This window comes from Pseudoduganella danionis, assembly GCF_009720775.1.
Taxonomy (GTDB): domain Bacteria; phylum Pseudomonadota; class Gammaproteobacteria; order Burkholderiales; family Burkholderiaceae_D; genus Rugamonas; species Rugamonas danionis.
Genome location: NZ_WNKW01000003.1, coordinates 426,341 through 452,288 on the forward strand (window position 1 = coordinate 426,341; position 25,948 = coordinate 452,288).

Below are 25,948 nucleotides of genomic sequence, written 5' to 3' on the forward strand. Positions count from 1 at the left end.
CTCGGCGGCTAGCCCTTACAATGGGGGCAACAGCAGTTTTGCGCCGCAGGGCGAGTTTTCTAGGAGTGCTATGGTTATGAGTCGTCCATCGTTGAGTGGCCCGTTTATCGCCCCCATGCAGTTTGAGGATCCGCAGGCCGCCTACGCACAGGTAGTGGCCATCTACGATGCCAATATCGCCCATCTGCGCGATGCCATGAAGCGCTTTGTGGCCGGTGAAAATGTGGGCGAGCATGTGCGCGCCTGCTATCCCTTCGTGCGCGTACATACTGATACCGTGGCCAGGGCTGATTCCACGCTGGCTTTCGGTTTTGTGGCCGGTCCCGGCACCTACGAAACCACGCTGACCCGTCCCGACCTGTTTGCGCGCTACTACCAGCAGCAATTCCACCTGCTGCTGAAAAACCATGGCAAGCACCGACTCAAGCTGGAAGTGGGCACCAGTTCCCAGCCCATCCCCATCCATTTCTCGTTTGCCGAGCATGAGCATCTGGAAGGCAGTCTGACGGCCGAGCGCCGCCTGCTGATGCGCGATGTGTTCGATCTGCCCGATCTGGCGGCGATGGATGACGGCATCGCCAACGGCACCCACGAACCGCGCGCGGGCGAGGCTTTGCCGCTGTCGCTGTTCACGGCGCCGCGGGTGGACTATTCGCTGCAGCGCCTGCGCCATTACACGGGCACGTCGTGCGAGCATTTCCAGAAGTTTGTACTGTTCACCAATTACCAGTTCTATATCGACGAATTCGTCAAACTGGGCCACCAGCTGATGGCCAGTCCGGCTGCCGGCAGCGATGACTACATCGCGTTCGTCGAGCCGGGCAATCTGGTCACGCGTCGCGTGGGGCAGGCCGTACAGGCCACCGATGCGCTGGGTGCCGCGCCGCCACGGCTGCCGCAGATGCCGGGCTACCACTTGATCCGCGCCGATGGCACGGGCATCTCGATGGTGAATATCGGCGTGGGGCCGGCCAATGCCAAGACGATTACCGACCACATAGCCGTGCTGCGCCCCCATGCGTGGCTGATGCTGGGCCATTGCGCGGGCCTGCGCACCACGCAGGAACTGGGCGACTATGTGCTGGCGCACGGCTATGTGCGCGAAGACCATGTGCTCGACGAAGATTTGCCGCTGTGGGTGCCGATCCCGCCGCTGGCGGAAGTGCAGGTGGCGATCGAAGCGGCGGTGGCCGAAGTGACCCAGTTGACGGGGCACGATTTGAAGCGGGCGATGCGCACGGGGACCGTGGCCAGCACCGATAACCGTAACTGGGAGCTGCTGCCGCAGCGTACGCCGGAGCGCCGTTTCAGCCAGAGCCGCGCGATTGCGCTCGACATGGAAAGCGCCACCATCGCCGCCAATGGTTTCCGTTTCCGTGTGCCGTATGGCACGCTGTTGTGCGTGAGCGACAAGCCCATGCACGGTGAAATCAAGTTACCGGGCATGGCTAACCAGTTTTACCGCGACCGCGTCGATCAGCATTTGCGCATCGGTATGCGCGCGCTCGACCTGCTGCGGGCACTGGGAGTGGATAAGCTGCATAGCCGCAAACTGCGCAGTTTTACGGAAGTCGCGTTCCAGTAGGGCGCACAGTTTCGCCCTGTGACAGCCCGCCTGGTGCGGGCTTTTTTATTCGATGGGCCTCCTGCGTTGATATCTTTTTCGATATCGAAAACCGGAAAAAATTGATTGGTTTGTTTCTTGCTCAACCAATAAGATGAATTCCGAGTTAGCCGCAAATCACTATAAAACAGATAACACAGGAGACGTATGAACGACTTTATCGTCGGGACTTCCATGTCCCAGAATAAGCACCGCCTTGTCCTGAAAACCGGGGTGGCCGCATTGGCCGCGGCCGGCCTGCTGAGCAGCGCTTCGGTGTGGGCGCAAACGGCCGCCGAAAAAGCTGAACCGACCGAAGCCCCGTCTGTGATCGTCACAGGCGTCAAGGCATCGCTGATCAAGAGCTTGGCCATCAAGCGCACGAATGACCAGGTGGTGGAGTCCATCGTTGCCGAAGACATCGGCAAGTTGCCTGATAACAATGTCGTCGAAGCACTGCAGCGCGTAACGGGCATCCAGGTGACCAACCGTTCCGGCGGCGAAGTCGGCGCCCTGTCCATCCGTGGTCTGCCTGATATCCAGACCACCTGGAACGGCCGTACGATCTTCACGGCTTCTGGTCAGCAAGTTGCGCTGCAGGACATTCCGTCGACCCTGGTACGCCAGATTGACGTCTACAAGACGCGCGATGCCAGTCAGCTCGAAACCGGCATTGCCGGCCAGGTCGACGTCAAGTCGCTGCGGCCATTCGATTTCAAGGGTCAGAAAATTTCGCTGGCCGCGCGTGAAACCTATCTCGATCCTGCCAAAAAAGCCAACCCTCAGCTCAGCGCCATGCTCAGCAACCGCTGGGAAACGGGTATCGGCGAAGTCGGTGCCCTGGTCAACCTGTCCGAGGTGAAGACGAAATACCGCAATGAAAGCGTAACGCCAGGCGCGATGGTGCCGTTCACGAGCCCGAACGCGGCCGAAGTTCCCGCCGGTTACACGCCTTTGCAGCGTATCTTCGACAACAGCATCTGGACGCCTGGTACCCATACCGGTTTGCCGACGGCAGCGGGATCTACGCTCAATTTCAATGGCAAGGCTTATCCTTACTATCTGGCGCGCGACGCCGTATTCCAGAGCGACCTCAAGGGCGAGCGCGAGCGTCCTGCCGCGAATGTCGCCTTGCAGTGGAAACCGAACAGCGATGCGGTCTACACCTTCGAATCGATGTACAACGGTTATCGTGACAAGACGTTCAACCAGTTGCTGTTCAGCTTTGTCGACTGGTGGGGTGATCTCGGCAGCAATCCTGCGAGCTCGATCACGACCTTCCCGGGCACCAATATCATCAAGAGCCGCAACGTCAACAATGTGTATGGCTTCAATAGCGGCGATTACACCACGTCGGCAACGGACTCTTATGTCTATGCGCTGAACGGCAAGTGGGACATTAGCGACAGGCTGAAACTGGAAGGCGATCTGTCCTACCAGACCAGTACCTATCACTCGGAATTCACCGCTACCCGTATTGACCGTACGGCACCGTCGATTGCCGTCGATTTCAACGCCGGTGGCAACAACACGGCATTCCGCTTCAATAACAATGCCGACCTGACCGACCCGACCAAGTGGAATGTTGCACAGTTCTACGATAACGCCAACCGCAACAAGGGCAGCGCAGCGACGGCCAGCCTGGGCGGCGTCTACGATGCCGACTGGGGCGCACTGAAAACGCTGCACTTCGGCCTGCGCTTCGACGACCGCAAGGCGTCGGAAGCTAACCGCACGCAATCGGCCTTCCTGGGCCGCAACCTGGCCACGCTGGGCGCGGCATATTCCTCCACCAACTCGGGCTTTGGCACGGCCATCGCGGACGTTCCGCGCGCTTGGATAGAACCCAATGCCTATTACATCCGTGACCATATCGATGAGTGGCGCAAGATGTATAACTCGGTCGACGCGAATTTCCTGACGACGGACAAGCTGAGCTTGCAGAAGACTTTCGAGATCGATGAAAAGACCAACAACCTGTTCCTGATGGGCAACACCGAGAACGAACTGTTCGGCCATCGCCTGCGCGGCAATTTCGGCATGCGCTACGTGAAGGTCGATACCGACATGACCTTCTATAAAGTCGATGCGACCAGCAAGGCCGTCACGCCGTCCAGTGCCAGCAAGTCGACCAGCAAGTTCCTGCCTAGCATGACCCTGATTTACGATCCATCCAAGGATGTGGTGGTGCGTGCCAATTATGGCCAAACCCTGCGCCGCCCTAACTTCGGTGATCTGAATCCTGTCCTGCAACTTGCCGACGACGTGTCGAAGGTGGGATATGGCTCGGGTTCCGGCGGCAATCCTGACCTGAAACCGACGCGCTCCACCAACCTCGATCTGACGGGTGAGTGGTATTTCCAGAAGGACAGTGCGGTCTATGGCACGCTGTTCAAGCGTAAGATCGACGGTCTGGTCGTGAGCCTGCGTCACAAGGTACACGTTGATCCGGCCAACGATCCGTTCCGCAACTCGACTTCGGGTGGCAATCATGCGAATGGCTATGACTACGTGATCAACTCGCCGGTCAACGCTTCCAACGGTAACATTCAGGGCGGCGAGCTGGGCTTGATTTACTTCCCGAAAGGCCTGCCTAGCCTGCTCGATGGTCTGGGCTTCCAGGGTAGTTATACGCGACTGAGCTCGTCGCAGAACGTGCCTGATGCCAATGATGCCGGCGAGATCGTTTCGCAACTCGAGACGCCGTTCTTCGGCGTGTCGCACAGCTCTTACAATGCCACGCTGGCTTACGAAAAGGGACCGATCAGCGCGCGCCTGTCCTATGTCTGGCGCTCGGGCTTCCTGGCTCAAAACGAAGCGGCCTTGTTCGCCAATCCGATCGGTATCTGGCGTAGTCCGGAGAAAAGCATAGACATGCAGATCTCCTACAAGATCAACGACCGCATGTCGATCGATATCAGTGGGGTCAACCTGACCAACGAAATGCAGCAGCAGTACTACCACTTCGGCACTGCGGGTACCCCGCAGTTGACCAACTTCGGTACGCTCCAGATCGGACGTTCGGTTTCGGCTGCCTTGCGCTGGCAGATGTAAGCCGCGGCGTTTAGACAGACCCGCTAGCCAGACAGGGCGTTGCTCGGTTGATACCCGCAACGCCCCGTTTGCCTTCTGGGTGGTGGTTGAGCATTCCCGCTTTGTTGTGTTAACGTCTACCCGCGAGCGGGAATGACTATCTGGTGGAGTAGTTGATGTCGAATCAAAAATTGTCGTTGGTGGAAAAAATCGCTTTCGGTGCCGGCGATATGGCCCTGAATGTCGTCATCTCGTCGATGATGCTGATTATTACGTTCTTCTACACGGACATCTATGGCCTGCATACGCAGGATCTGGCGCTGCTGTTCGTGCTGGTAAAAGTGGTGGGCGCCGTGTCCGATCTGGCCGTGGGCCAACTGACCGACCGCTATGCTGCCGCCATGGGGCGCTACCGGCCATGGCTGCTGTTGCTGGCGCTGCCTTACGGGATCAGCGTATTCTTCGTATTTACTACGCCGGACTGGGCCTACAGCGCCAAGCTGGTGTGGGCTTACAGTACTTATATTCTGATGACGCTGATGACGTCGGGCGTCGGCGTACCATATATTTCCCTGATTTCGGGCCTGACCAGCGATCCGCAGGAACGCCTGTCGGCCAATGGCTACCGGCTGTTCTTCGCCAAGATAGGCGCATTCATGGTGACCATCGTGGTGCCCGTGCTGGCCGAATACTGGGGCGAGGGCAAGGCTGCCACCGGCTATCAGGCCGCGATGGGCGTGATGGCGGCCATGGGCGTGCTGCTGTTCCTGTTCTGCGTGTTCGGTACGCGTGAACGGGTGGTGCACAAGGTCGAGCGCACTTCGCTGCTGGCCCAGTTCCGCCTGCTGATGAAAAACGACCAGTGGCTGCTGCTGGCCGGCGCCTGCGTGACGGGCACGGTGGGCTATGTAATCCGTGGTTCGGTCGCGCTGTATTACGCCAAATACTATCTGGGCGGCGATGTGTCGGTGCAGTCCACTTTCTTGTCGCTGGGCGTGGTGGCGGCCATCCTGTCCATGGTGGCGTCGACCTGGATCACCAAGAGCTATTGCAAGGTCAAGCTGTTCCGCAATACCCAGTTGCTGGTGTTCGTGATCAGCATCGCGATCTTCTATCTGGTCAAGCCGGGCGATATCCTGCTGGCCTATGTGCTGTATTTTGCGCTGTCCTTCATCGTCGATCTGCATGCGCCCGTGTTCTGGTCCTCGATTGCCGAGACCATCGACTACGGTCAGGTGCAGAGCGGCAAACGCGTGTCGGGGCTGGCGTTTGGCGGCATTTCTGTATGCCAGAAAGCCGGTATGGCGGTGGCCGGCGGCATGGTGGGCGTGCTGCTGACATATTTCCAGTACGTGCCTAACCAGCCGCAGTCGCAGCTGGCCATGAGCGGCATCGCGCTGATGCTGACCGTGATACCGGGCTGCTTCCATCTGATTATGGGCCTGCTGATGTTCAAGTACCGCATCAGCGATAGCTACTACGGGCAGGTCAAGGAAGAGATGCGCCAGCTCGGCTATGCCACTCACTGAAACTGCTGTTCTCTCTGATTACTTTATTTTACCTAGCATGGAAACTGTGAACGTTCTCAAGCCGCTGATTGAACAGCGTGCCGATCCCCATATTTACCGCCATACGGATGGCTATTACTACTTCACGGCCTCGGTGCCCCAGTATGACCGTATCGAACTGCGGCGCGCGGCCACGCTGGCCGGTCTGGTGGATGCCGAGAAGGTCGATGTCTGGCACAAGCCGGATACGGGGCCTTACAGCGAGCTGGTATGGGCGCCCGAGCTGCATTTCAATGAGGGGGCGTGGTATGTGTATTTTGCCGCCGCACCTAGCCGCGAGATTAAGTACAAGCTGTTCCAGCACCGCATGTATGCGATCCGCAATACCAATGCCAACCCGCTGGAAGGGCAGTGGGAGTTCATGGGCCAGATCGATACGGGCATAGACACCTTCTGCCTCGACGCGACCACCTTCACCCACAAGGGCCAGTTGTATTATCTGTGGGCGCAGAAGGATGTGGCCATCGAAGGCAATTCGAATCTGTATATCGCGCCCATGAAAACGCCGTGGCAGCTTGGCGGTGCGCCTGTCATGCTGAGCAAGCCGGAATTCGACTGGGAGATCCGCGGCTTCTGGGTCAATGAAGGGCCGTCCGTGCTGAAGAAGAACGGCAAGATCTTCATCAGCTATTCGGCCAGCGCCACCGATGAAAACTATGCGATGGGATTGCTGTGGGCGGACGAAAATGCCGACCTGCTCGATCCTGCTGCGTGGACCAAATCGCCCCAGCCAGTGCTGCAGACCTGCTTCGAGCATGGCGTGTATGGCCCTGGCCATAACAGCTTTACCGTGGGTGAAGACGGCGAGACGCTGCTGGTCTACCACGCCCGTACCTATACGGAGATCGTCGGTGATCCGCTGTGGAATCCGGATCGCCATACCTATGTGAAGCCGCTCAAGTGGGATGCGCAGGGCATGCCGGTGTTCGGTAAGCCATCGCTCGCCTAGACTGCAAGGCGATAGGCAGGGGGGGAGGCGCGGCGACGTCAAAATAATCCTGTCTCGTTTGGGTGTCTGGTTTGTACTTGTTTGTACTCGTTTTGTCTCGTTTTGAACTTTGTGCGCCGCAGCGAGTCAAACGAGACAGAACGAGTAAGAACCAGACAAAACGAGAGAGGCAAACGAGTATGAATGCGCCACGAGAGCATGTGCTGCCACCCCATACGTGGCAACTGCTTTGCGACTTTTTATATTCCAGCAGTAGTCGGCTGTCGGTGGTGGAGGCGGCGGATCAAGCCATCAAAGCCTGGATCGCTGCCCAGAAAAAGGGTGAGGAGCCGCTACGTGGCTACCAGTGGAAGCAGTTGTTTCTGCCCGAGGGTACGCAAGTCCGCATGGAATATCTGCAGCGTTGCTATTTCGCGCAAGTATCAGGCGACCAGCTCATGTTCGGCCAGCGTGCGGTAACGCCACGCGGGATGACGCTGGCGATTGCTGGCGATGGGCGCAATGCCTGGCGCGACCTCTGGATACGCATGCCGGGCGAACGTCAGTGGTGTAATGCTGGACTGTTGCGTAGTCGACAGAGTGCGCACGGCAATCCGGCTGCCAAGCCGCCGCAGACGGCTGCCGAGGCGCTTTCATCTGCAGCTAAGGCGATGGGGCAAGCGCTGACGGCTGCAGTAACGCTGATCGAACATATTGATCACCAATCGACAACGGTGCTGGAGCGCCGCCTGCCGAAGTATCGTCGCGAGACCGATCTGTTAGAGGACGTGCACTGAGTGCATGTCCTTGCTCCAATTGAATACCAGTCCTAGAAACACTATCCAGACCTGAAAGTACCTTATGCAAGCTAGCATTTCCCGTTCTTCGTTCGGCCAGCTGCCGGATGGCCGTGCCGCCACGCTTTATACACTGACCAACCAGCATGGCATGCAGGTCTGCATCAGTGATCTGGGCGGGGTGATTACTTCGATACTGGCGCCTGACCGCAACGGCCAGCTAGCCGACGTGTGTCTCGGCTTCGACGATGCGGCCGCCTACATGGGCGAATCGCATTATTTCGGCGCGCTGATAGGCCGCTACGGCAACCGCATCGCAAACGGGCAGTTCGAACTCGATGGCAAGCGCTACCAGCTCGATATCAACAATGGTATCAATCACCTGCATGGCGGCTATGATGGCTTCCACCGCAGGCTGTGGCAGGCCGAACCCGCCAGCACGGCCGATGCCGCCACGCTGACGCTGCGCTACCGCAGTCCGGACGGCGAACAGGGCTACCCCGGCAATCTGGACGTGACGGCGCGTTATGAGTTGGGCAGCGATAACGCTTTGCGCATCGATTTTCATGCTGTCACCGATCAAGCCACGCCCGTCAACCTGACCAACCACGCTTATTTCAATCTGGCGGGCCAGGGCGATATCCTCGCGCACGAGCTGACCATTCCTGCCGATGCCTACACGCCTGTCGATGCAGGCCTGATTCCCACGGGGGAGCTATGCGCCGTGCAAGGCACGCCGTTCGACTTCCGCACGCCGCACGCGATAGGGGCCCGTATCGGTGCGGCCGATCCACAACTGGCTTTTGGCAGCGGCTATGACCATAATTTCGCCCTGAGCGGCTGGCAGGAAGGCGCGCTGGCGCTGGCCGCGCGCGTGCGCGAGCCGGTCTCGGGCCGGGTGCTGGAAGTGTGGGGGCAGGGGCCGGGTGTGCAGTTCTACAGCGGGAATTTCCTGTCCGAAGCGGTGCGGGGCAAGGGCCGGGTTTATGACTTCCGCACGGGTTTCTGCCTGGAGCCACAGTATTTTCCTGACGCCCCTAATCAGCCGCAATTTGCCAGCACCATATTGCGCCCCGGCGCCGAATACCGTCGCCGCATGGAATACCGTCTCAGTACCGATAACACGGCAGGCCAGCAGCCGGCATGAGATATTGATTTTGGTATCAAAGTCGAATAATAATTTATTGGAAAGATATCTCTGTACATCTTAGTATGGCTTATCGATGCGGGGGCATGACAAGCACGTCCCCGTACAGGAACATACTGAGGAGATATGCATGTCTGAGAACGACAAAAAGGTCAAGTTACGCTCGGCCGAGTGGTTTGGTACGCAGGACAAGAACGGTTTCATGTACCGCAGCTGGATGAAGAATCAGGGCATCCCTGATCATGAATTCCAGGGCAAACCGATTATCGGCATCTGCAACACCTGGTCCGAGCTGACCCCTTGCAATGCACATTTCCGCAAGCTGGCCGAACACGTCAAGCGCGGTATTCTGGAAGCCGGTGGCTTCCCTGTCGAATTCCCCGTGTTCTCCAACGGCGAATCGAATCTGCGTCCTACCGCCATGCTGACCCGTAATCTGGCCAGCATGGATGTGGAAGAATCGATACGCGGCAATCCCATGGATGGCGTGGTGCTGCTGGTCGGCTGCGACAAGACTACTCCGGCGCTGCTGATGGGTGCTGCTTCGGTCGATATCCCGACCATCGTGGTGAGCGGCGGCCCTATGCTGAACGGTAAGCTGAACGGCAAGAACATCGGTTCCGGCACGGCCGTCTGGCAGTTGCACGAGCAGGTCAAGGCAGGCGAAATCTCCATGCACGAATTCATGTCGGCCGAATCGGGCCACTCGCGTTCGGCCGGTACCTGCAACACCATGGGCACGGCATCCACCATGGCCTGCATGGCCGAAGCACTGGGCACTTCGCTGCCGCACAATGCCGCGATTCCTGCGGTGGATTCGCGCCGCTACATACTGGCCCACATGTCTGGCATCCGTATCGTCGACATGGTCAAGGAAGACCTCAAACTGTCCAAAGTGCTCAAGCGCGAGAACTTCGAAAACGCGATCCGCGTCAACGCTGCCATCGGCGGTTCGACCAATGCCGTGATCCACCTGAAAGCCATTGCCGGCCGCATCGGCGTCGATCTGGAGCTGGAAGACTGGACCCGCATCGGCCGTGGTACGCCGACCATCGTTGACCTGCTGCCTTCGGGCCGCTTCCTGATGGAAGAGTTCTATTACGCTGGCGGCTTGCCTGCCGTGATCCGCCGCATGGGCGAGGGCAATCTGGTACCGAATCCCGATGCACTGACCGTCAACGGCAAGACCTTGTGGGAAAACTGCAAGGACGCGCCTATCTATGACGACGAAGTAGTGCGGCCGCTCGACAAGCCGCTGCTCAAGGATGGCGGCATCTGCATCCTGCGCGGCAATCTGGCACCGCGCGGCGCGGTGCTGAAACCATCGGCCGCCACGCCGGAACTGATGCAGCACCGTGGCCGTGCCGTGGTGTTCGAAGACTTCGAACACTACAAGGCGGCCATCGTCGACCCAGATCTGGAAGTGGATGCCAACTCGGTGCTGGTGATGAAGAACTGCGGCCCGAAAGGTTATCCCGGCATGGCCGAAGTGGGCAATATGGGCCTGCCGCCGAAACTGCTGGCAGCCGGCGTCAAAGACATGGTGCGTATTTCCGATGCGCGCATGAGCGGCACGGCCTACGGTACGGTAGTGCTGCATGTGGCGCCGGAAGCCATGGCCGGCGGCCCGCTGGGCATCGTCAAGGACGGCGACTGGATCACGCTGGACTGCGCCGGCGGCGTGCTGAATCTGGAGATCTCCGACGAGGAAATGGCCCAGCGTCAGGCGGCGCGCCAGCGCGGTAGCGCGCCGGGTCCGAAGACGGGCTATCAGCAGCTGTATATCGAACACGTGCTGCAGGCCGATGAAGGCTGCGATTTTGATTTCCTGGTCGGGAATCGCGGTTCGGCCGTACCGCGCCACTCGCACTAAGCGCTGATTCAGGCGGGTCCGCTGCGGTAGTGCAGCGGACCCGCGCTGCACCTCTATCTCAAACGAATTAACAGAACCCAGAAATCCGGAGAAGCCATGCTGCTCGTGCAATTCAAGAATGTTCAGGGAGGCCGCCAGATCGGCGTGCTGGAACAGAATACCATCCGCGTCATCGAAGATTACGAAACCACTTATGCGCTGGCGCAGGAAGCCATCCGCCAGAAAACCAGTCTGGCCGCGCTGGCGAGTGCTGCCGTGGGCAAGGTGCAACTGGCGTTTGACGCCGTGCAGGCAGCAGGCCTGCTGCTGCCGCCTATCGATCATGCCGATCCGGCCCACTGCTATGTGACGGGCACGGGTCTGACCCATCTGGGCAGTGCCGATACGCGCGATGCCATGCACAAGAAAATCGGCGGTGATGTGGAATCGCTGAGCGACTCCATGAAGATGTTCCGCATGGGCGTGGAAGGCGGCAAGCCGGCGGCCGGTGAGGCGGGCGTTCAGCCGGAATGGTTCTACAAGGGCGACGGCTCCATCGTCGCCGCCAGTGGCGCCGATCTGGCCATGCCGGACTTTGCGCTCGATGGCGGTGAAGAGCCGGAAGTGGCCGGCCTGTACGTGATCGGCGACGATGGCCAGCCTTACCGCGTGGGCTATGCCATCGGTAACGAATTCTCCGACCACGTGACCGAGCGCCAGAACTATCTATACCTGGCCCACTCCAAGCTGCGCGCCTGCGGCCTTGGTCCTGCCCTGCTGGTGGGTGAAGCACCGGCCCATATTGAAGGCACCTCGCGCATCTACGACAAAGAGGGCAAGCTGCGCTGGGAAAAGGCCTTCTTTAGCGGCGAGCAGAATATGTCGCACACGCTGGCCAATCTGGAACACCACCATTTCAAATACCCGCTGTTCAAGCGTCCCGGTGATGTGCATATCCACTTCTTCGGTACCGCCACCCTGAGCGTGGCCGATAACATCGTGGTGCAGCCCGGCGAGACCTTCGAAATCGAAGCGCCCCAGTTCGGCCCTGCGCTGCGCAACCGTCTGTCGGTGTATGCCACGGAAGTGGCGAAGGTGCTGCCATTATGATCAGCACTGTAACCATTACGGGTGACGCACTGATAGGCGGCGTGGCCGTCAAGGGTAGCGGCGGCGCTATCTACGCTTACAACCCCAGCTTGCAGCAGCAGATGGAGCCGGCTTTCCATGCGGTGGACCTGCAGCAGATCGATCAGGCCTGCCGTCTGGCCGATGCAGCGTTCGACCAGTTCCGCGCCCTTAGCGATGAGCAGCGCGCCGTCTTCCTCGAAACCATCGCCGAGCAGATCATGGCGCTCGGTGAAACGCTGGTCGAGCGCGTGATGGCGGAAAGCGGCCTGCCGCGCCTGCGCATCGAAGGCGAGCGTGGCCGCACGGTAGGCCAGTTGAAACTGTTCGCCAGCCTGCTGCGAGAAGGCTCGTGGCATGATGTGCGCATCGATCCGGCCCTGCCAGAACGTACGCCGCCCCGTCCCGATCTGCGTATGCGCATGATTGCTGTCGGCCCTGTGGCCGTATTCGCGGCCAGTAACTTCCCGCTGGCTTTCTCAGTCGCCGGTGGCGATACGGCGTCCGCGCTGGCCGCCGGCTGCCCTGTGGTGCTGAAAGCCCATTCGGCCCACCCCGGCACGTCCGAACTGGTAGGCCGCGCCATCGTCAAGGCAGTGGAACTGTGCGGCCTGCCGGCCGGCGTGTTTGCACTGCTGACAGGTAGCGGCAACGGCATAGGTCAAGAACTGGTGCGCCATCCGGCCATCAAGGCGGTGGGCTTTACCGGCTCGCGCAGCGGCGGTACGGCGCTGATGGCGGTGGCTGCCGCACGTCCCGTACCTATCCCTGTGTATGCAGAAATGAGTTCGATCAATCCCGTGTTCCTGCTGCCGCAGGCGCTGGCCGCGCGCGCCGAAGACATCGCGCAAGGTTTCGCAGCTTCGCTGGTGCTGGGCGTGGGACAGATGTGCACCAATCCAGGTCTGGTGATAGGCATAGACGGCCCCGATCTGGCGCGCTTCACTGCTACGGCAGCGCAGGCGCTGGCCGGTGGTGCTGCCTGCGCCATGCTGTCGTCCGGCATCGCCGGCAGCTATGCACGCGGCATCCATCAGCTTGAGCAGCATGCCGATGTGAGTACGCTGGCACTGGCCGGGCAGGAACCGGGCAAGGGCGCACCCGCGCTGTTCCACACCACGGCTGCGGCCTTCCTGTCGCAGCACGCGCTGTCGGAAGAAGTATTCGGTCCCGCCTCGCTGGTGGTGGCCTGCCGCGATCTGGCCGAGCTGCATCAGGTGGCCGAAAGTCTGGAAGGCCAGCTCACGGCCACGCTGCAGATGGATGCGGCCGATCTCGACGCGGCACAAGCGCTGCTGCCACTGCTGGAACGCAAGGCGGGCCGGATATTGGCGAATGGCTATCCGACCGGTGTGGAAGTATGCAGTGCGATGGTACATGGTGGCCCGTTCCCGTCTACTTCGGATGGCCGCAGCACTTCGGTGGGCACCGGCGCGATCAACCGCTTCCTGCGTCCCGTGTGCTATCAGAATCTGGCACAGGCGCTGCTGCCGCAGGTCTTGCGTGACAATAGCGAGACTGATACTGGCGCAGGCACGAATGCCGGACGCTGGCACCGGCGCGACGGTGTACTGACGCGCGACTGAATTGGCTCACAACTATCATAAAAATTCTGGAGACTGTATGACCCAACTGGCCAAATTTGGCAGCCTGCGCGGCAAGCGCGTGTTCATTACGGGCGGTGGCACCGGCATAGGTGAAGCCATGGTGATCTCGTTTGCGGAGCAGGGCGCCCAGGTGGCTTTCGTCGATATCGCTCGCGATGCCAGCCTGGCGCTGATCCGCCGCGTCAAGGAAGCCGGCTATCCCGAGCCGTTGTTCCGCCAGTGCGACATTACTGATATCGCGGCATTGCAGGCCACCATGGCCGAACTGGCCACGGCCATTGGCGACTTCGATATTCTGGTGAATAACGCCGCCAACGACCAGCGCCACGAAACCAGCGAAGTTACGCCCGACTACTGGAACGAGCGCATTGCCATCAACCAGCGCCCGATGTTCTTCACTTGCCAGTCTGTCTTCGAAGGCATGAAGAAGAAGGGCGCTGGTTCCATCATCAACGTCGGCTCGATCTCGTGGCATGTGAAGAATGCCGGTTACCCCGTTTATGCCACGGCCAAAGCGGCTGTGCATGGCCTGACGCGCGGGCTGGCTCGCGAATTCGGTGCACATGGCATCCGTGTTAACACGGTCACGCCGGGCTGGGTGATGACCCAGCGTCAGATCGACCTGTGGCTGGATGAGGCGGGCGAAGCAGAAATCAAGCGCAACCAGTGCATCCCGACCAAGCTGATGCCGCAGCACATCGCTTCGATGGTGCTGTTCCTCGCTGCCGATGATGGTGCCATGTGTACGGCGCAGGAATTCATCGTCGATGCAGGCTGGGTCTAGACGGCGGCAGCCTGCGGGCTTTTCTATGTAGTAGTGCCGTTCGCTGTGCACGCTGTGCGGTGCGAGTCAGCAGCGGGCGGTAGCTCTCTCTATCTGGGTGAAAACATGGTGAAGACAGGATTCTCCGTGCTGATGCTGGCCGCCTGCAGCTTTACGCAGTCCGCTGTCGCGGCCTGCGCAGATGGCGCGAACAGCACTAGCAGCACTAATCGCACTATCCGCGCAGACAGCACCGGCAACATTGGCAGCGCGGCCCGGAACGTGGCCGTGCTGCGCAGCCCCGATCGGCATATCAGCGTGACGCTGCAAGCCGGCAGCGGTGGCACGCTGCGGTATAGCATCGCGCGCGATGGCCGGCCCGTGCTGCTGCCATCGCAGCTAGGCTTGCAGTTGCAGGGCGCCGACTTGTCGCAGCAGCTCAGCGTGTGCGGTATCAGCCGCGCGCTGGCCGTGCATGAGCGGTACAGCATGGCTGTCGGCAAGCGGCGCCAGATCAGCTACCGTGCGCTGGAGCAGACCACCACCGTCAGCAATCCGGCCGGGCAGCGCATGGAGATCAGCTTCCGCGTCTCCAACGATGGCGTGGCCTTCCGCTACCGCGTGCGCGAAGCATCGCTCGCGCGCAAGCAGCTACTGGCCGAGCAGACCAGCTTCGCGTTGCCCGCTGCCACCCGCGCATGGCTGCAGCCGATGTCGGTGGCGCAGACGGGCTGGAACGGCACCAATCCCTCCTACGAAGAACACTATCAGATGGACATTGCCGCCGGCAGCGCAGCGCCGACCCAAGCGGGCTGGGTTTTCCCCGCGCTATTCAGGGCCGGTGCCAACTGGCTGGCGATCAGCGAAGCGGGCATGGATGGCAGCTATCAGGCCTCGCGGCTGGCGCCCCGTTCCGATGGCGCCGAGTACCGCATTGGCCAGCCCATGGCGGCCGAGGTCTACACCGGCGGCGGCCTGCTGGCCGACGTGGCAGGCACGCTGACCACGCCATGGCGCGTGCTGGCTCTGGGCTCGCTGAAGACTGTCACGGACTCCACGCTGGGCACCGATCTGGCTGCGCCGGCCATCCCGTTCCCGCCTGCGCTGGTGCAGCCGGGCCACGCTTCGTGGAGCTGGGCGCTGCTCAAGGATGATGCCACCGTGTACGAGGTGCAGAAGAAATTCATCGACTATGCGGCCGACATGCACTGGGACTATACCCTGATCGATGCCGACTGGGACCGCAAGATAGGCTACGACAAGGTGCGCGAGCTGGTGCAGTACGCAGCGACCAAGCAGGTCGGCATACTGCTCTGGTATAACTCATCTGGCGCATGGAATACCACTGAATATACGCCCAAAAGCCAGCTGCTCACACATGCCCAGCGGGTGGCCGAATTTGAACGCTTGCGCGCCATCGGCGTGAAAGGCGTGAAGATAGATTTCTTCGGTGGCGACGGCCAGTCCATGATTGCCTATTACACGGACATCCTGCGCGATGCCGCTGCAGCCGGCCTGCTGGTCAACTTCCACGGCGCCACGCTGCCGCGCGGCTGGAGCCGCACTTATCCCAACCTGATGACCATGGAAGCTGTGCGCGGGCTGGAATTCACTACCTTCGAACAGGTCGACGAAGACCGCATGCCGGCCCACGCGGCCATGCTGCCGTTCACGCGCAATCTGTTCGACCCTATGGACTTCACACCCATGGTGTTCGGCTCCATACCGAATATCCGCCGCAGCGCCAGCAATGGTTTCGAGCTGGCCACCTCGGTGCTCTACCTGTCCGGCATCCAGCACTTTGCCGAAACGCCGGAGGGCATGGCCGGTGTGCCTGCCTACGTGAAGCAGTTGCTACAGGAACTGCCGCGTAGCTGGGACGATAGCCGTCTGCTCGATGGCTATCCGGGCCAGTATGTGGTGATGGCGCGCCGCGCCGGCCAGCACTGGTACATCGCCGGCATCAACGCTGGCGCTAGCGCGCGCACGGTGACGCTGGACCTGTCGTTCGCTCAGCATCAGCAGGGCAGCATCATCAGCGACGGTGCCGCCGAGCGCAGCTTCGAACAGCGCCCGCTCAAGGCCGGCAAACGCATAGAACTGACCATCCAGCCGCGTGGCGGCTTCCTGATTCAACTTTAAAAACAGCTAGACAATATCCATAAGGAGACAAGCATGAACTATTTGAAGCCTGGTGTATGGGCCCTGTCGCTGCTGGCCGCAGCTTCCGTATTCGCCGCCGAGCCGGTGAGCGTGAGCATCGATACCAGCAAGCCCGGCCCCGTGATCAACAAGGATATCTATGGCCAGTTTGCCGAGCATCTCGGCAGCGGCATCTATGGTGGTCTGTGGGTAGGCCCCAACTCCAAAATCCCGAATACCAAAGGTTGGCGCAACGACGTGGTGGGGGCGCTGAAAGCCATGCATGTGCCGCTGGTGCGCTGGCCGGGCGGCTGCTTCGCTGACGAGTATCACTGGAAAGACGGCATAGGTGCGCGCGACAAGCGGCCCGTGAAAGTCAATACCAACTGGGGCGGGGTAGAGGAATCGAACGCGGTCGGCACCCACGAATTCTTCGATCTGGTGGAAATGCTGGGCGCCGACGCCTATGTGAACGGCAATCTGGGCACGGGCAGTGCGCAGGAAATGTCGGAGTGGATCGAGTACATGACCTCGGACAGCAAATCCACGCTGGCCAATCTGCGCCGCAAGAATGGCCGTGACAAACCGTTCAAGGTCGCGTATTTCGCCATCGGTAACGAAGCCTGGGGCTGCGGTGGCAATATGACGCCGGAACACTACGCTGACCTGTACCGCAACGTCGAAACCTTCCTGCGTGCGCCAGCGCCTTACCGTCCGAAGATGATCGCCAGCGGCGGCAATGATAATGACGTTAGCTGGTCCGATGTGCTGAGCAAGCAGCTCAAGCGCCAGACCGACGGCATCAGCTTCCACTACTACACCATCCCTACCGGAAAATGGGAAGTGAAGGGTGCCGCCACCGGCTTCGCCGAGCAGGAATGGATCTCCACGCTGGCCAACACCTTGCGCATGGAGCAGCACATGCAGCGCAATTCGGCAGCCATGGACAAGCATGACCCGGAGAAGAAGCTGGGCCTGTTCGTGGACGAATGGGGCACCTGGTACGACGTTGAGAAGGGCACCAATGCCGGCTTCCTGTTTCAGCAGAATACCCTGCGCGATGCGCTTGTTGCAGCGCTTAACTTCAACATCTTCCATGCCCATGCTGACCGCGTGCGCATGACCAATATCGCCCAGATGGTCAATGTGCTGCAAGCCATGATCATCACCGATAAGGACAAGATGCTGCTGACGCCTACCTATCATGCGTTCGAAATGTATGTGCCGTTCCAGAACGCCACCTTCCTGCCTCTGACGCTGAGTAACAACCGTGAGTACGCGCTGGACGGCGCCAGCATACCGGAGATTAGCGCCACGGCAGCCCGCGCAACGGATGGCAAGGTCTATCTGGCGCTGGTCAACACCAATCCGCGCCAGCCGGCCGATGTGGCGATTTCGTTGCCGGGCCAGCAGGTGCAGGCCGTGCGTGGCCGTGTGCTGACGGCCGCTGCGATGGATGCGCACAACACTTTCGCCGCTCCGCAAGCCGTCAAGCCAGCGCCATTCAGCGCCAAGGCGGTCGATGGCAAGCTCAGTGTGCAGATTCCGGCCAAGTCCGTGGTTGTGGTAGCAGTGGAGTAAAACGATGAACGCGAATACGAAACAGGATGATGTGAGCATCTCGCGCCGCAAGGCGATCGCTGGCGGCGTTGCGCTGCTGTTGGCCGGCTGCGGCGGCGGTGGCGGTGGCAGTACGGCGGCCGTAACGCCGGTGCCTAGCCCTACACCGACGCCAACGCCGACCCCTACGCCTACGCCGACTCCTACGCCTACGCCTACGCCGACCAGCATCAGCTTTGCGGACGCCTCGGTGCATGACCCGGCCGTGATCCGTGTCGATGGCACTTACTATGTGTTCGGTTCCCATCTGGCGGCCGCCAAGTCCACGGATCTGATGAACTGGACCAAAATCGCCGATGGCGTCAACAACAGCAACCCGCTGTTCAGCAACGTCACCACGGCGCTGGGCGACACCTTCGCGTGGGCGCAGGTCACGGATCTGTGGGCGCCTGACGTGATCCGCCTCGCAGACGGCAAGTACTACTTCTATTACGACGCCTGCAAAGGCGATTCGCCCCGTTCCGCGCTGGGCCTGGCGGTGGCCGACAAGATAGAAGGACCATACGTCAACAAGCAGATCATGCTCAAATCCGGCATGTGGGGCCAGATCAGCGAAGATGGCGTCAAGGTCTACGACGCTCTGACCATGCCCAACACGGTGGATCCGGCGACCTTCTTCGACAAGGATGGCAAGCTGTGGATGGTGTATGGCTCCTATTCTGGTGGCATCTTCATCCTCGCGCTCGATCCGGCCACCGGCTTGCAGAAACCGGGGCAGGGCTATGGCAAGCGGCTGATGGGCGGTAACCATAGCCGCATCGAAGGCGCGTATATTCTGTACAGCCCGCAGAGCAAGTACTACTACCTGTTCACGTCCTTCGGCGGGCTCGATGCCAACGGCGCCTACAATATGCGGGTGGCGCGTTCGCTCAATCCGGACGGTCCCTATGTGGATGCCAAGGGCAACGACATGGCCAACGTGAAATCGAATCCGGCGCTGCCGCTGTTCGACGATGCCAGCATCGCACCCTATGGCCAGAAAATCATGGGCAACCACCAGTTCGCGCTGGCCGATGGCGAAACGGGTACGCCGCTGGGCTACGTCTCGCCCGGGCACAACTCGGCCTATTATGATGCGGCCAGTGGCCAGTACTTCCTGATTTTCCACACGCGCTTCCCCGGTACGGGCGAGTTGCACCAGATTCGCGTGCATGAAATGTTCGTCAACGAGGATGGCTGGATGGTCGTGGCTCCGTTCCGCTATGCGCCATTGAGCAAGAACGCAACGCCGCTGTCCACCGAAGTGACGACAGCAGAAGCGGCCGGCGCCTACAAGATGATCAACCACGGCAAGGACATTTCTGCCACCATCAAGCCTTCGCAGAATATCCGGCTGGCGGCCGACGGCGTCGTCTCCGGTGCGGCCAGCGGCACATGGAAGCATAATGGCGGGAACAAGATCACCATCGTGCTGGGTAGCGGCGGTACTTTCAATGGCGTGCTATCGCGCCAGTGGAACAGCAATGCCAGTGCATTTGTCGTCACATGGACGGCGCAATCAGTGGATGGCGTGTCCATCTGGGGCGCACGGACGGGGAACTAGGATGTTTACGAAAATCGGGAAGAAACTCATGGCGGCACGGCCGTCGCTGGCCCTGCTGTTTAGTCTGGGCGTCGTGCTGGGCATAGGGGGCGCCAGTGCGATGTTTGCCCACGCCGCCACGCAGCCTAACGCTGTCGGCCAGCAGGTCAGCGTGCATGATCCGGTCATGATCAAGCAGGGCGATACCTGGTATCTGTTCAGCACGGGGCCGGGCATACCGTTCTATAGCTCGAAGAATATGCGCGACTGGCAGCCGGAAGGGCAGGTTTTTGCCCAGCCGCCAGCCTGGGCGCGCACGGTAGCGCCCAGCTTCGATGGGCATATCTGGGCGCCCGATGTGCATTTCCACAACGGCCGCTATTATCTGTACTACTCTGTCTCCGGCTTCGGCAAGAACACCTCCGGCATCGCTGTGACGGTCAACAAGACGCTAGACCCGCGCTCGCCCGACTATCGCTGGGAAGATCAGGGGCTGGTACTGCAATCGGTGCCGCTGCGCGACAACTGGAATGCCATCGACCCGAACATCATCGAGGACGACAAGGGCAGTGCATGGCTGGCTTTCGGTTCATTCTGGAGCGGCATCAAGCTGGTGAAACTGAACGAACAGCGTACCGCGCTGGCCCAGCCACAGGAATGGCATGCCATCGCCAGTCGCACGACGGTACCGGCAGCTGCAGGGGCAGCGGCTGGCAGTGACGACATCGAAGCGCCGTTCATCTTCCGTAAGGGCGACTACTACTACCTGTTTGCTTCCTTCGGCTACTGCTGCCGCAAGGGCGATAGCACCTACCACGTGGTGGTCGGACGTTCGAAGAGTGTCAGCGGTCCGTATCTGGACAAGAACGGCGTCGATATGATGAAGGGCGGCGGCACCACGCTGATCGCGGGAACCAAGGCGTGGCGCGGTCTGGGCCACAACGGTACCTATACCTTTGACGGCAAGGACTATCTGGTCATGCACGCCTACGAGACAGCCGACGACTTCCTGCAGAAGCTGAAAGTCATGGAAATCCGCTGGGATAACGCGGGCTGGCCCGCGGTCGATGCCGCCGACCTCGATCGCTACCGCAGCAGCATCATCGCCCCCAAATGATGCTGCCATTCAGCCGTCACCTGCTGCGGACGGCATGGCTGCTGCTTGCGCTGCTCCCTGCGGGGAGTAGCGTTGCGGCAGTTGCCGCACCTTCCACGCCATCCGCATCTTCCGCGCCGTTGCAACTCTTCCCACTCGCCGATGTGCGACTCGGTGCCAGCCCGTTTCTCGACGCCCAGCGCACCGATCTGCGCTACATCCTCGACATGGAGCCGGACCGGCTGCTCGCACCGTTCCTGCGTGAAGCGGGCCTGCCGCCCAAACAGGCCAGCTACGGCAACTGGGAATCGAGCGGCCTTGATGGCCATCTCGGCGGCCACTATCTGTCCGCACTGGCACTGATGTACGCTTCTACCGGTGACGCCGAAGTGCTGCGCCGGATGAACTACTTTGTCGCCGAGCTAAAACGCTGCCAGCAGCAGAACGGCAATGGCTATATCGGTGGCATCCCCGAAGGCAGCACCGCCTGGCAGGCCATCGCCCGAGGTGAACTGCATGCGGATAATTTCTCCGTCAATGGCAAATGGGTGCCGTGGTATAACCTGCACAAGCTTTACGCAGGCCTGCGCGACGCTTACCAGTATGGCGGCAATGCCGATGCGCGCGACATGCTGGTCGCCATGGCCGACTGGGCGCTGGAACTGACCAGCCATCTGAGCGAAGAGCAGATGCAGGCCATGCTGCGCAGCGAGCATGGCGGCATGAACGAAGTGCTGGCCGATGTGGCGCAGATGACGGGCCAGCGCAAATATCTGGATCTTGCGATCCGCTTCTCGCAGCCGGGACTCATGCAGCCACTGGCGCAGGGGCAGGACCAGTTGACAGGCATGCACGCCAATACCCAGATCCCCAAGGTGATAGGCTACCAGCGCATAGGCAGCATGACGGGCCGCGCCGAATGGCAGCAGGCCGCGCAGTTCTTCTGGCAGACCGTGCATGACCACCGCACGGTGGCGATAGGTGGCAATAGCGTCAAGGAGCACTTCCATGATGCGCAGGACTTCTCACCCATGATCAATGAAGTGGAAGGGCCCGAGACCTGCAACACCTACAATATGCTCAAGCTGACAGCGCTGCTGTTCCAGCGCGATAGCCGCGCCAGCTATGCCGACTACTACGAGCGCGCGCTGTACAACCATATCCTGTCTTCGCAGCGGCCCGATACGGGCGGCTTCGTGTATTTCACGCCCATGCGGCCCAACCACTACCGCGTGTATTCGCAGGTGGACAAGGGTATGTGGTGCTGCGTCGGTTCCGGCATCGAGAGCCATGCCAAATATGGCGAGTTTATCTACGCCCATCGTGGCGACGAACTGTATGTCAACCTGTTCATCCCTTCCACGCTGAACTGGCGTGAGCGCGGCATCAGCGTTACTCAATATGGCCGCTTCCCCGAGGAAGACCGCAGCATGCTGCGGATAGCCGGTAACGCCAGCTTTACATTGAAAATTCGTTATCCCGCATGGGTGGCAGCGGGCGCCATGAAGGTGCGCGTGAACGGCCAGCTAGTGAAGGTGCAGACTGGTCGCGATCATTATCTGAGTCTGCGGCGCCAGTGGCGCGATGGCGACCAGGTCGAAGTGCAACTGCCGATGACGACACGGCTGGAACAGATGCCGGATCAATCGAACTACTACGCGCTGCTGCATGGCCCCGTGGTGCTGGCGGCGAAGACCCGGCCGTTCGGTGACGAGAAGCTGAATTTCCTCGCCGATGAATCACGTATGGGCCATGTGGCGCAAGGGCCGGTGTGCCCGCTGGAGGCCAGTCCCATGCTGGTTAGCGATAGCAAGGACTTCTTGCAGCGGCTGCGGCCTGTGCCGGGTCAGCCGCTGACCTTTAGCGCTACGGGGCTGGTGCAGCAGCCGGGACAGGGGAAGGCGCAGGGGCAGGCACAGGGTAGCGGCACGCACGATGGCAGCGTCACCTTCATTCCGTTCTACCGGCTGCACGATTCGCGCTATGTGATTTACTGGCCGTATTCGACGCCTGCCAATCTGGATGCGCTCAGACAGAAGACGGCGCAAAACGAGGCGGCGCGGCTGGCGCTCGATGCGCGTACCGTCGATCAGGTGGCGCCGGGTGAGCAGCAGCCGGAGTCTGATCACGGCTTCCGTGGCGAGGGCGCCGATGCGGGGCTTAATCAGGGACGCCACTGGCGCCATGCGAGCGGCTGGTTCAGCTACCAGCTCAATGATGCCAAGCGCGAGGCACGCGTGCTGCGCCTGAGCTATGCCCGTGGCGATGCTGGCCGACGTTTCGATATCCGCATCAATGGCCGGCTACTGGCCGAGGTGACACTGACGGCCAGCGCGGCGGAGGAGTTCTACACGGTAGACTACGCGCTGCCTGCGGACCTGCCTAACGATGGAAAATGGGAAGTGCGCTTCGAGGCGCGCGCCGGCTCCATGGCGGGTGGTCTGTACGGTTTGCGCCTGCTGCGCTGATATCGAAATTGTTATCGAAGTTGGCGAAAATGTGATTGGATAGATATTCGAGATTCTCATAGTATGGATGGCAGAAGATACATAAAAATCCATCTGGAGACTTTGCTATGCAATCCAAACGCAGAACCCTGCTGGCGGCTGCCTGTCTGGCCGCCTGCTTCGCCAGCCCCGCCTCGTTCGCTGCCAAACCGCTGGTGATCGGCTTTTCCCAGGTCGGCGCCGAAAGTGAATGGCGCACCGCCAATACCGTGTCCATCAAGGACGCTGCGAAGAAAGACGGCATCACGCTGAAGTTCGCCGACGCCCAGCAGAAGCAGGAAAATCAGGTCAAGGCCATCCGTTCCTTCATCGCCCAGCGCGTCGATCTGATCGCGTTTTCGCCGGTGGTGGAATCGGGCTGGGATACGGTGCTGCGGGAAGCCAAGGCGGCCAAGATCCCCGTGGTGCTGACCGACCGTGCCGTGAACGTGAGCGACCCTAGTCTGTACGTGACCTTTATCGGCTCCGATTTCGTCGAAGAGGGCCGCCGCGCCGGCCGCTGGCTGGTGGAGCGTACTGCCAAGCTGCCTAATCCTGTCATCAACATCGTCGAGCTGCAGGGCACTGTGGGCTCGGCACCGGCGCTGGATCGCAAGAAAGGCTTCGAGGAAGTCATTGCGGGCAATCCCAAGCTGAAGGTGATCCGCTCGCAGACGGGTGATTTTACGCGTGCCAAAGGCAAGGAAGTAATGGAAGCCTTCCTCAAGGCGGAAGGCAAGAAGATCAACGTGCTGTATGCGCATAACGACGATATGGCGATAGGCGCCATACAGGCTATCGAGGAAGCGGGTCTGAAGCCGGGCAAGGATATCCTGGTGATTTCCATCGACGGCGTGAAAGGCGCATTCGAGGCCATGCTGGCCGGTAAGCTCAACGTCACGGTGGAATGCAGCCCGCTGCTGGGGCCACAGTTGATGCAGTTGGCGCGCGACATTGTCGCGGGCAAGCCGGTACCGCGTCGTATCACCACGGTGGAGGGCGTATTCCCTGCCGAAGTGGCGGCCAAAGAATTCCCGAGCCGTAAATACTGACGTCATGAGCAGCTCAATGACTGCAGCAACTGCGGCGACTATGGCGCCCGTGCTGGAACTACGCGGCATCAGCAAGGCCTTCACAGGTGTGCAGGCGCTGAATGCCGTCTCGCTCACGCTTTACCCGGGCGAAGTGCATACGCTGATGGGGCAGAATGGCGCCGGAAAATCCACGCTGATCAAGGTGCTGACGGGCGTGCATACGCCCGATCACGGCGAGATACTGCTGCAAGGCCGCGCCATCCGTCCTGCTTCTACGCTCGATGCGCAGAATCTCGGCATCAGTACCGTCTACCAGGAAGTAAACCTGTGCCCGAATCTGTCGGTGGCGGAGAATATCTTCATTGGCCGCTATCCGCAGAAAGCTGGCCGCATTGATTGGCAGGGCATGAGCCAGCAGGCCAGTGCGCTGCTGGAGCGCCTGCAGGTGAGCATCGATGTGACCCGCCCACTGGCCAGCTATCCGCTGGCGGTGCAGCAGATGGTCGCCATCTCGCGCGCCTTGCTAGGCTCGGCCAAGGTGCTGATACTCGATGAACCGACTTCCAGCCTCGATGAAAAGGAAGTCGAACTGCTGTTCTCCGTGCTGCGCGATCTGCGCCAGCAGGGGATGGCCATCCTGTTCGTCACCCATTTCCTTGACCAGACTTATGCCATTTCCGACCGTATCACGGTGATGCGCAATGGCGAGCGGGAAGGCGAGTATGCCTGCAGCGAACTGTCGCGCGTGGAACTGGTCAACAAGATGGTGGGGGCGCCCGCTGCCGGCACGAGTACGAACGCTAATGCAGGTCAGGGCCAGAGCCCAAGCGAGGCCGAAGGCCAAAGCCACAGCCAGAATCAGGCAGGCGGCATGCCGGCTTTCCTGCGCGCGCTGGGACTGGGGCGGCGCGGCTCGCTGGCACCGGTCGATCTGGAAGTGCGCAAGGGCGAGCTGCTCGGATTGGCCGGTCTGCTGGGCTCGGGCCGCACGGAGCTGGCGCGTCTGCTGTTCGGTGCCGACCGCGCCGATAGCGGCAAAGTCGCCATCCATGGCAAACAGCGCCAGATCGCCACGCCGCGCGATGCGATAGCGGCCGGCATAGGCTTCTGCTCGGAAGACCGCAAGCATGAAGGCGCGGTGCTGGAACTGTCCGTGCGCGAGAACATGATGCTGGCTTTGCAGGCCCGTCTGGGCATACTGCGCGCGATTCCGCTCAAACGTCAGCAGGAACTCGCGCAGCATTATGTGCAGGCGCTGGGCATCAAGACGGCCAGTATAGAAACGCCTATCGGTGCGCTCTCGGGTGGCAACCAGCAGAAAGTGCTGCTGGCGCGCTGGCTGGTGAATGAGCCGGAAATGCTGATCCTCGACGAGCCTACGCGCGGCATCGATGTACGGGCCAAGCAGGAGATCATGGATTATGTAGCGGGCCTGTGCCGCAAGGGTATGTCGATACTGTTTATCTCGTCCGAACTGCCCGAAGTGCTGCGTGTGAGCGACCGTATTGTGGTCATGCGCGACCGTAAGACGGCCGGCGAATATGCACGCAATGCACTCGATGAAAGCTCGGTGCTGCAGGTGATCGCAGCGGGAGCAAACCATGTCTAGTCTGATTTTGCAG

The 25,948-nt window shown here is 60.6% G+C and carries 17 protein-coding genes; all 17 read left to right on the forward strand.

The features are described from left to right. Positions 1 to 76: 76 nt before the first annotated feature. Entirely contained in the window at positions 77 to 1,585 is a 1,509-nt protein-coding gene (locus GM655_RS13540; RefSeq protein ID WP_196308766.1) for an AMP nucleosidase, read from the forward strand. Positions 1,586 to 1,771: 186 nt separating this feature from the next. Further along, positions 1,772 to 4,657, forward strand: coding sequence for a TonB-dependent receptor (locus tag GM655_RS13545; protein ID WP_155435186.1), 2,886 nt, complete (start codon positions 1,772 to 1,774; stop codon positions 4,655 to 4,657). A gap of 155 nt (positions 4,658 to 4,812) precedes the next feature. Next, positions 4,813 to 6,165 carry an MFS transporter gene (locus tag GM655_RS13550; protein ID WP_155435187.1) on the forward strand — a complete coding sequence of 451 codons (1,353 nt, stop codon included), beginning with the start codon at positions 4,813 to 4,815 and terminating at the stop codon, positions 6,163 to 6,165. A 46-nt stretch (positions 6,166 to 6,211) separates the two neighbouring features. Then, entirely contained in the window at positions 6,212 to 7,153 is a 942-nt protein-coding gene (locus GM655_RS13555; RefSeq protein ID WP_371866807.1) for a glycoside hydrolase family 43 protein, read from the forward strand. Positions 7,154 to 7,332: 179 nt separating this feature from the next. Further along, positions 7,333 to 7,929 (forward strand): hypothetical protein, encoded by a 597-nt coding sequence (locus GM655_RS13560; protein ID WP_155435189.1) that lies wholly within the window; start codon positions 7,333 to 7,335, stop codon positions 7,927 to 7,929. 64 nt (positions 7,930 to 7,993) lie between these two features. Next, positions 7,994 to 9,076 carry an aldose epimerase family protein gene (locus tag GM655_RS13565; protein ID WP_155435190.1) on the forward strand — a complete coding sequence of 361 codons (1,083 nt, stop codon included), beginning with the start codon at positions 7,994 to 7,996 and terminating at the stop codon, positions 9,074 to 9,076. 130 nt (positions 9,077 to 9,206) lie between these two features. Then, positions 9,207 to 10,949: an IlvD/Edd family dehydratase gene (locus GM655_RS13570; RefSeq protein ID WP_155435191.1), complete on the forward strand. Its 1,743-nt coding sequence runs from the start codon at positions 9,207 to 9,209 to the stop codon at positions 10,947 to 10,949. Positions 10,950 to 11,045: 96 nt separating this feature from the next. Then, on the forward strand, positions 11,046 to 12,038 hold the full coding sequence (araD1, locus tag GM655_RS13575; RefSeq protein ID WP_155435192.1) for an AraD1 family protein: 993 nt from the start codon (positions 11,046 to 11,048) through the stop codon (positions 12,036 to 12,038). Next, positions 12,035 to 13,642, forward strand: coding sequence for an aldehyde dehydrogenase (NADP(+)) (locus GM655_RS13580; protein ID WP_155435193.1), 1,608 nt, complete (start codon positions 12,035 to 12,037; stop codon positions 13,640 to 13,642). The genes araD1 and GM655_RS13580 overlap by 4 nt, the downstream gene beginning before the upstream one ends. 37 nt (positions 13,643 to 13,679) lie before the next feature. After that, on the forward strand, positions 13,680 to 14,447 hold the full coding sequence (locus GM655_RS13585) for an SDR family NAD(P)-dependent oxidoreductase (RefSeq protein ID WP_155435194.1): 768 nt from the start codon (positions 13,680 to 13,682) through the stop codon (positions 14,445 to 14,447). Positions 14,448 to 14,552: 105 nt separating this feature from the next. Continuing rightward, the gene (locus GM655_RS13590) at positions 14,553 to 16,568 is read left to right on the forward strand and encodes a glycoside hydrolase family 97 protein (RefSeq protein ID WP_229632559.1); all 2,016 of its coding nucleotides are present in this window, start codon (positions 14,553 to 14,555) and stop codon (positions 16,566 to 16,568) included. Between the two features lie 33 nt (positions 16,569 to 16,601). After that, the gene (locus GM655_RS13595) at positions 16,602 to 18,149 is read left to right on the forward strand and encodes an alpha-N-arabinofuranosidase (RefSeq protein WP_155435195.1); all 1,548 of its coding nucleotides are present in this window, start codon (positions 16,602 to 16,604) and stop codon (positions 18,147 to 18,149) included. A gap of 4 nt (positions 18,150 to 18,153) precedes the next feature. After that, the gene (locus GM655_RS13600; protein ID WP_155435196.1) at positions 18,154 to 19,731 is read left to right on the forward strand and encodes a glycoside hydrolase family 43 protein; all 1,578 of its coding nucleotides are present in this window, start codon (positions 18,154 to 18,156) and stop codon (positions 19,729 to 19,731) included. Position 19,732: 1 nt separating this feature from the next. Beyond that, positions 19,733 to 20,827 carry an arabinan endo-1,5-alpha-L-arabinosidase gene (locus GM655_RS13605; RefSeq protein WP_308807411.1) on the forward strand — a complete coding sequence of 365 codons (1,095 nt, stop codon included), beginning with the start codon at positions 19,733 to 19,735 and terminating at the stop codon, positions 20,825 to 20,827. Between the two features lie 119 nt (positions 20,828 to 20,946). Further along, on the forward strand, positions 20,947 to 23,274 hold the full coding sequence (locus GM655_RS13610; protein ID WP_229632560.1) for a glycoside hydrolase family 127 protein: 2,328 nt from the start codon (positions 20,947 to 20,949) through the stop codon (positions 23,272 to 23,274). Positions 23,275 to 23,381: 107 nt separating this feature from the next. Beyond that, entirely contained in the window at positions 23,382 to 24,344 is a 963-nt protein-coding gene (locus GM655_RS13615) for an ABC transporter substrate-binding protein (protein ID WP_155435197.1), read from the forward strand. A 16-nt stretch (positions 24,345 to 24,360) separates the two neighbouring features. After that, on the forward strand, positions 24,361 to 25,935 hold the full coding sequence (locus GM655_RS13620; RefSeq protein ID WP_155435198.1) for a sugar ABC transporter ATP-binding protein: 1,575 nt from the start codon (positions 24,361 to 24,363) through the stop codon (positions 25,933 to 25,935). Positions 25,936 to 25,948 lie beyond the last annotated feature (13 nt).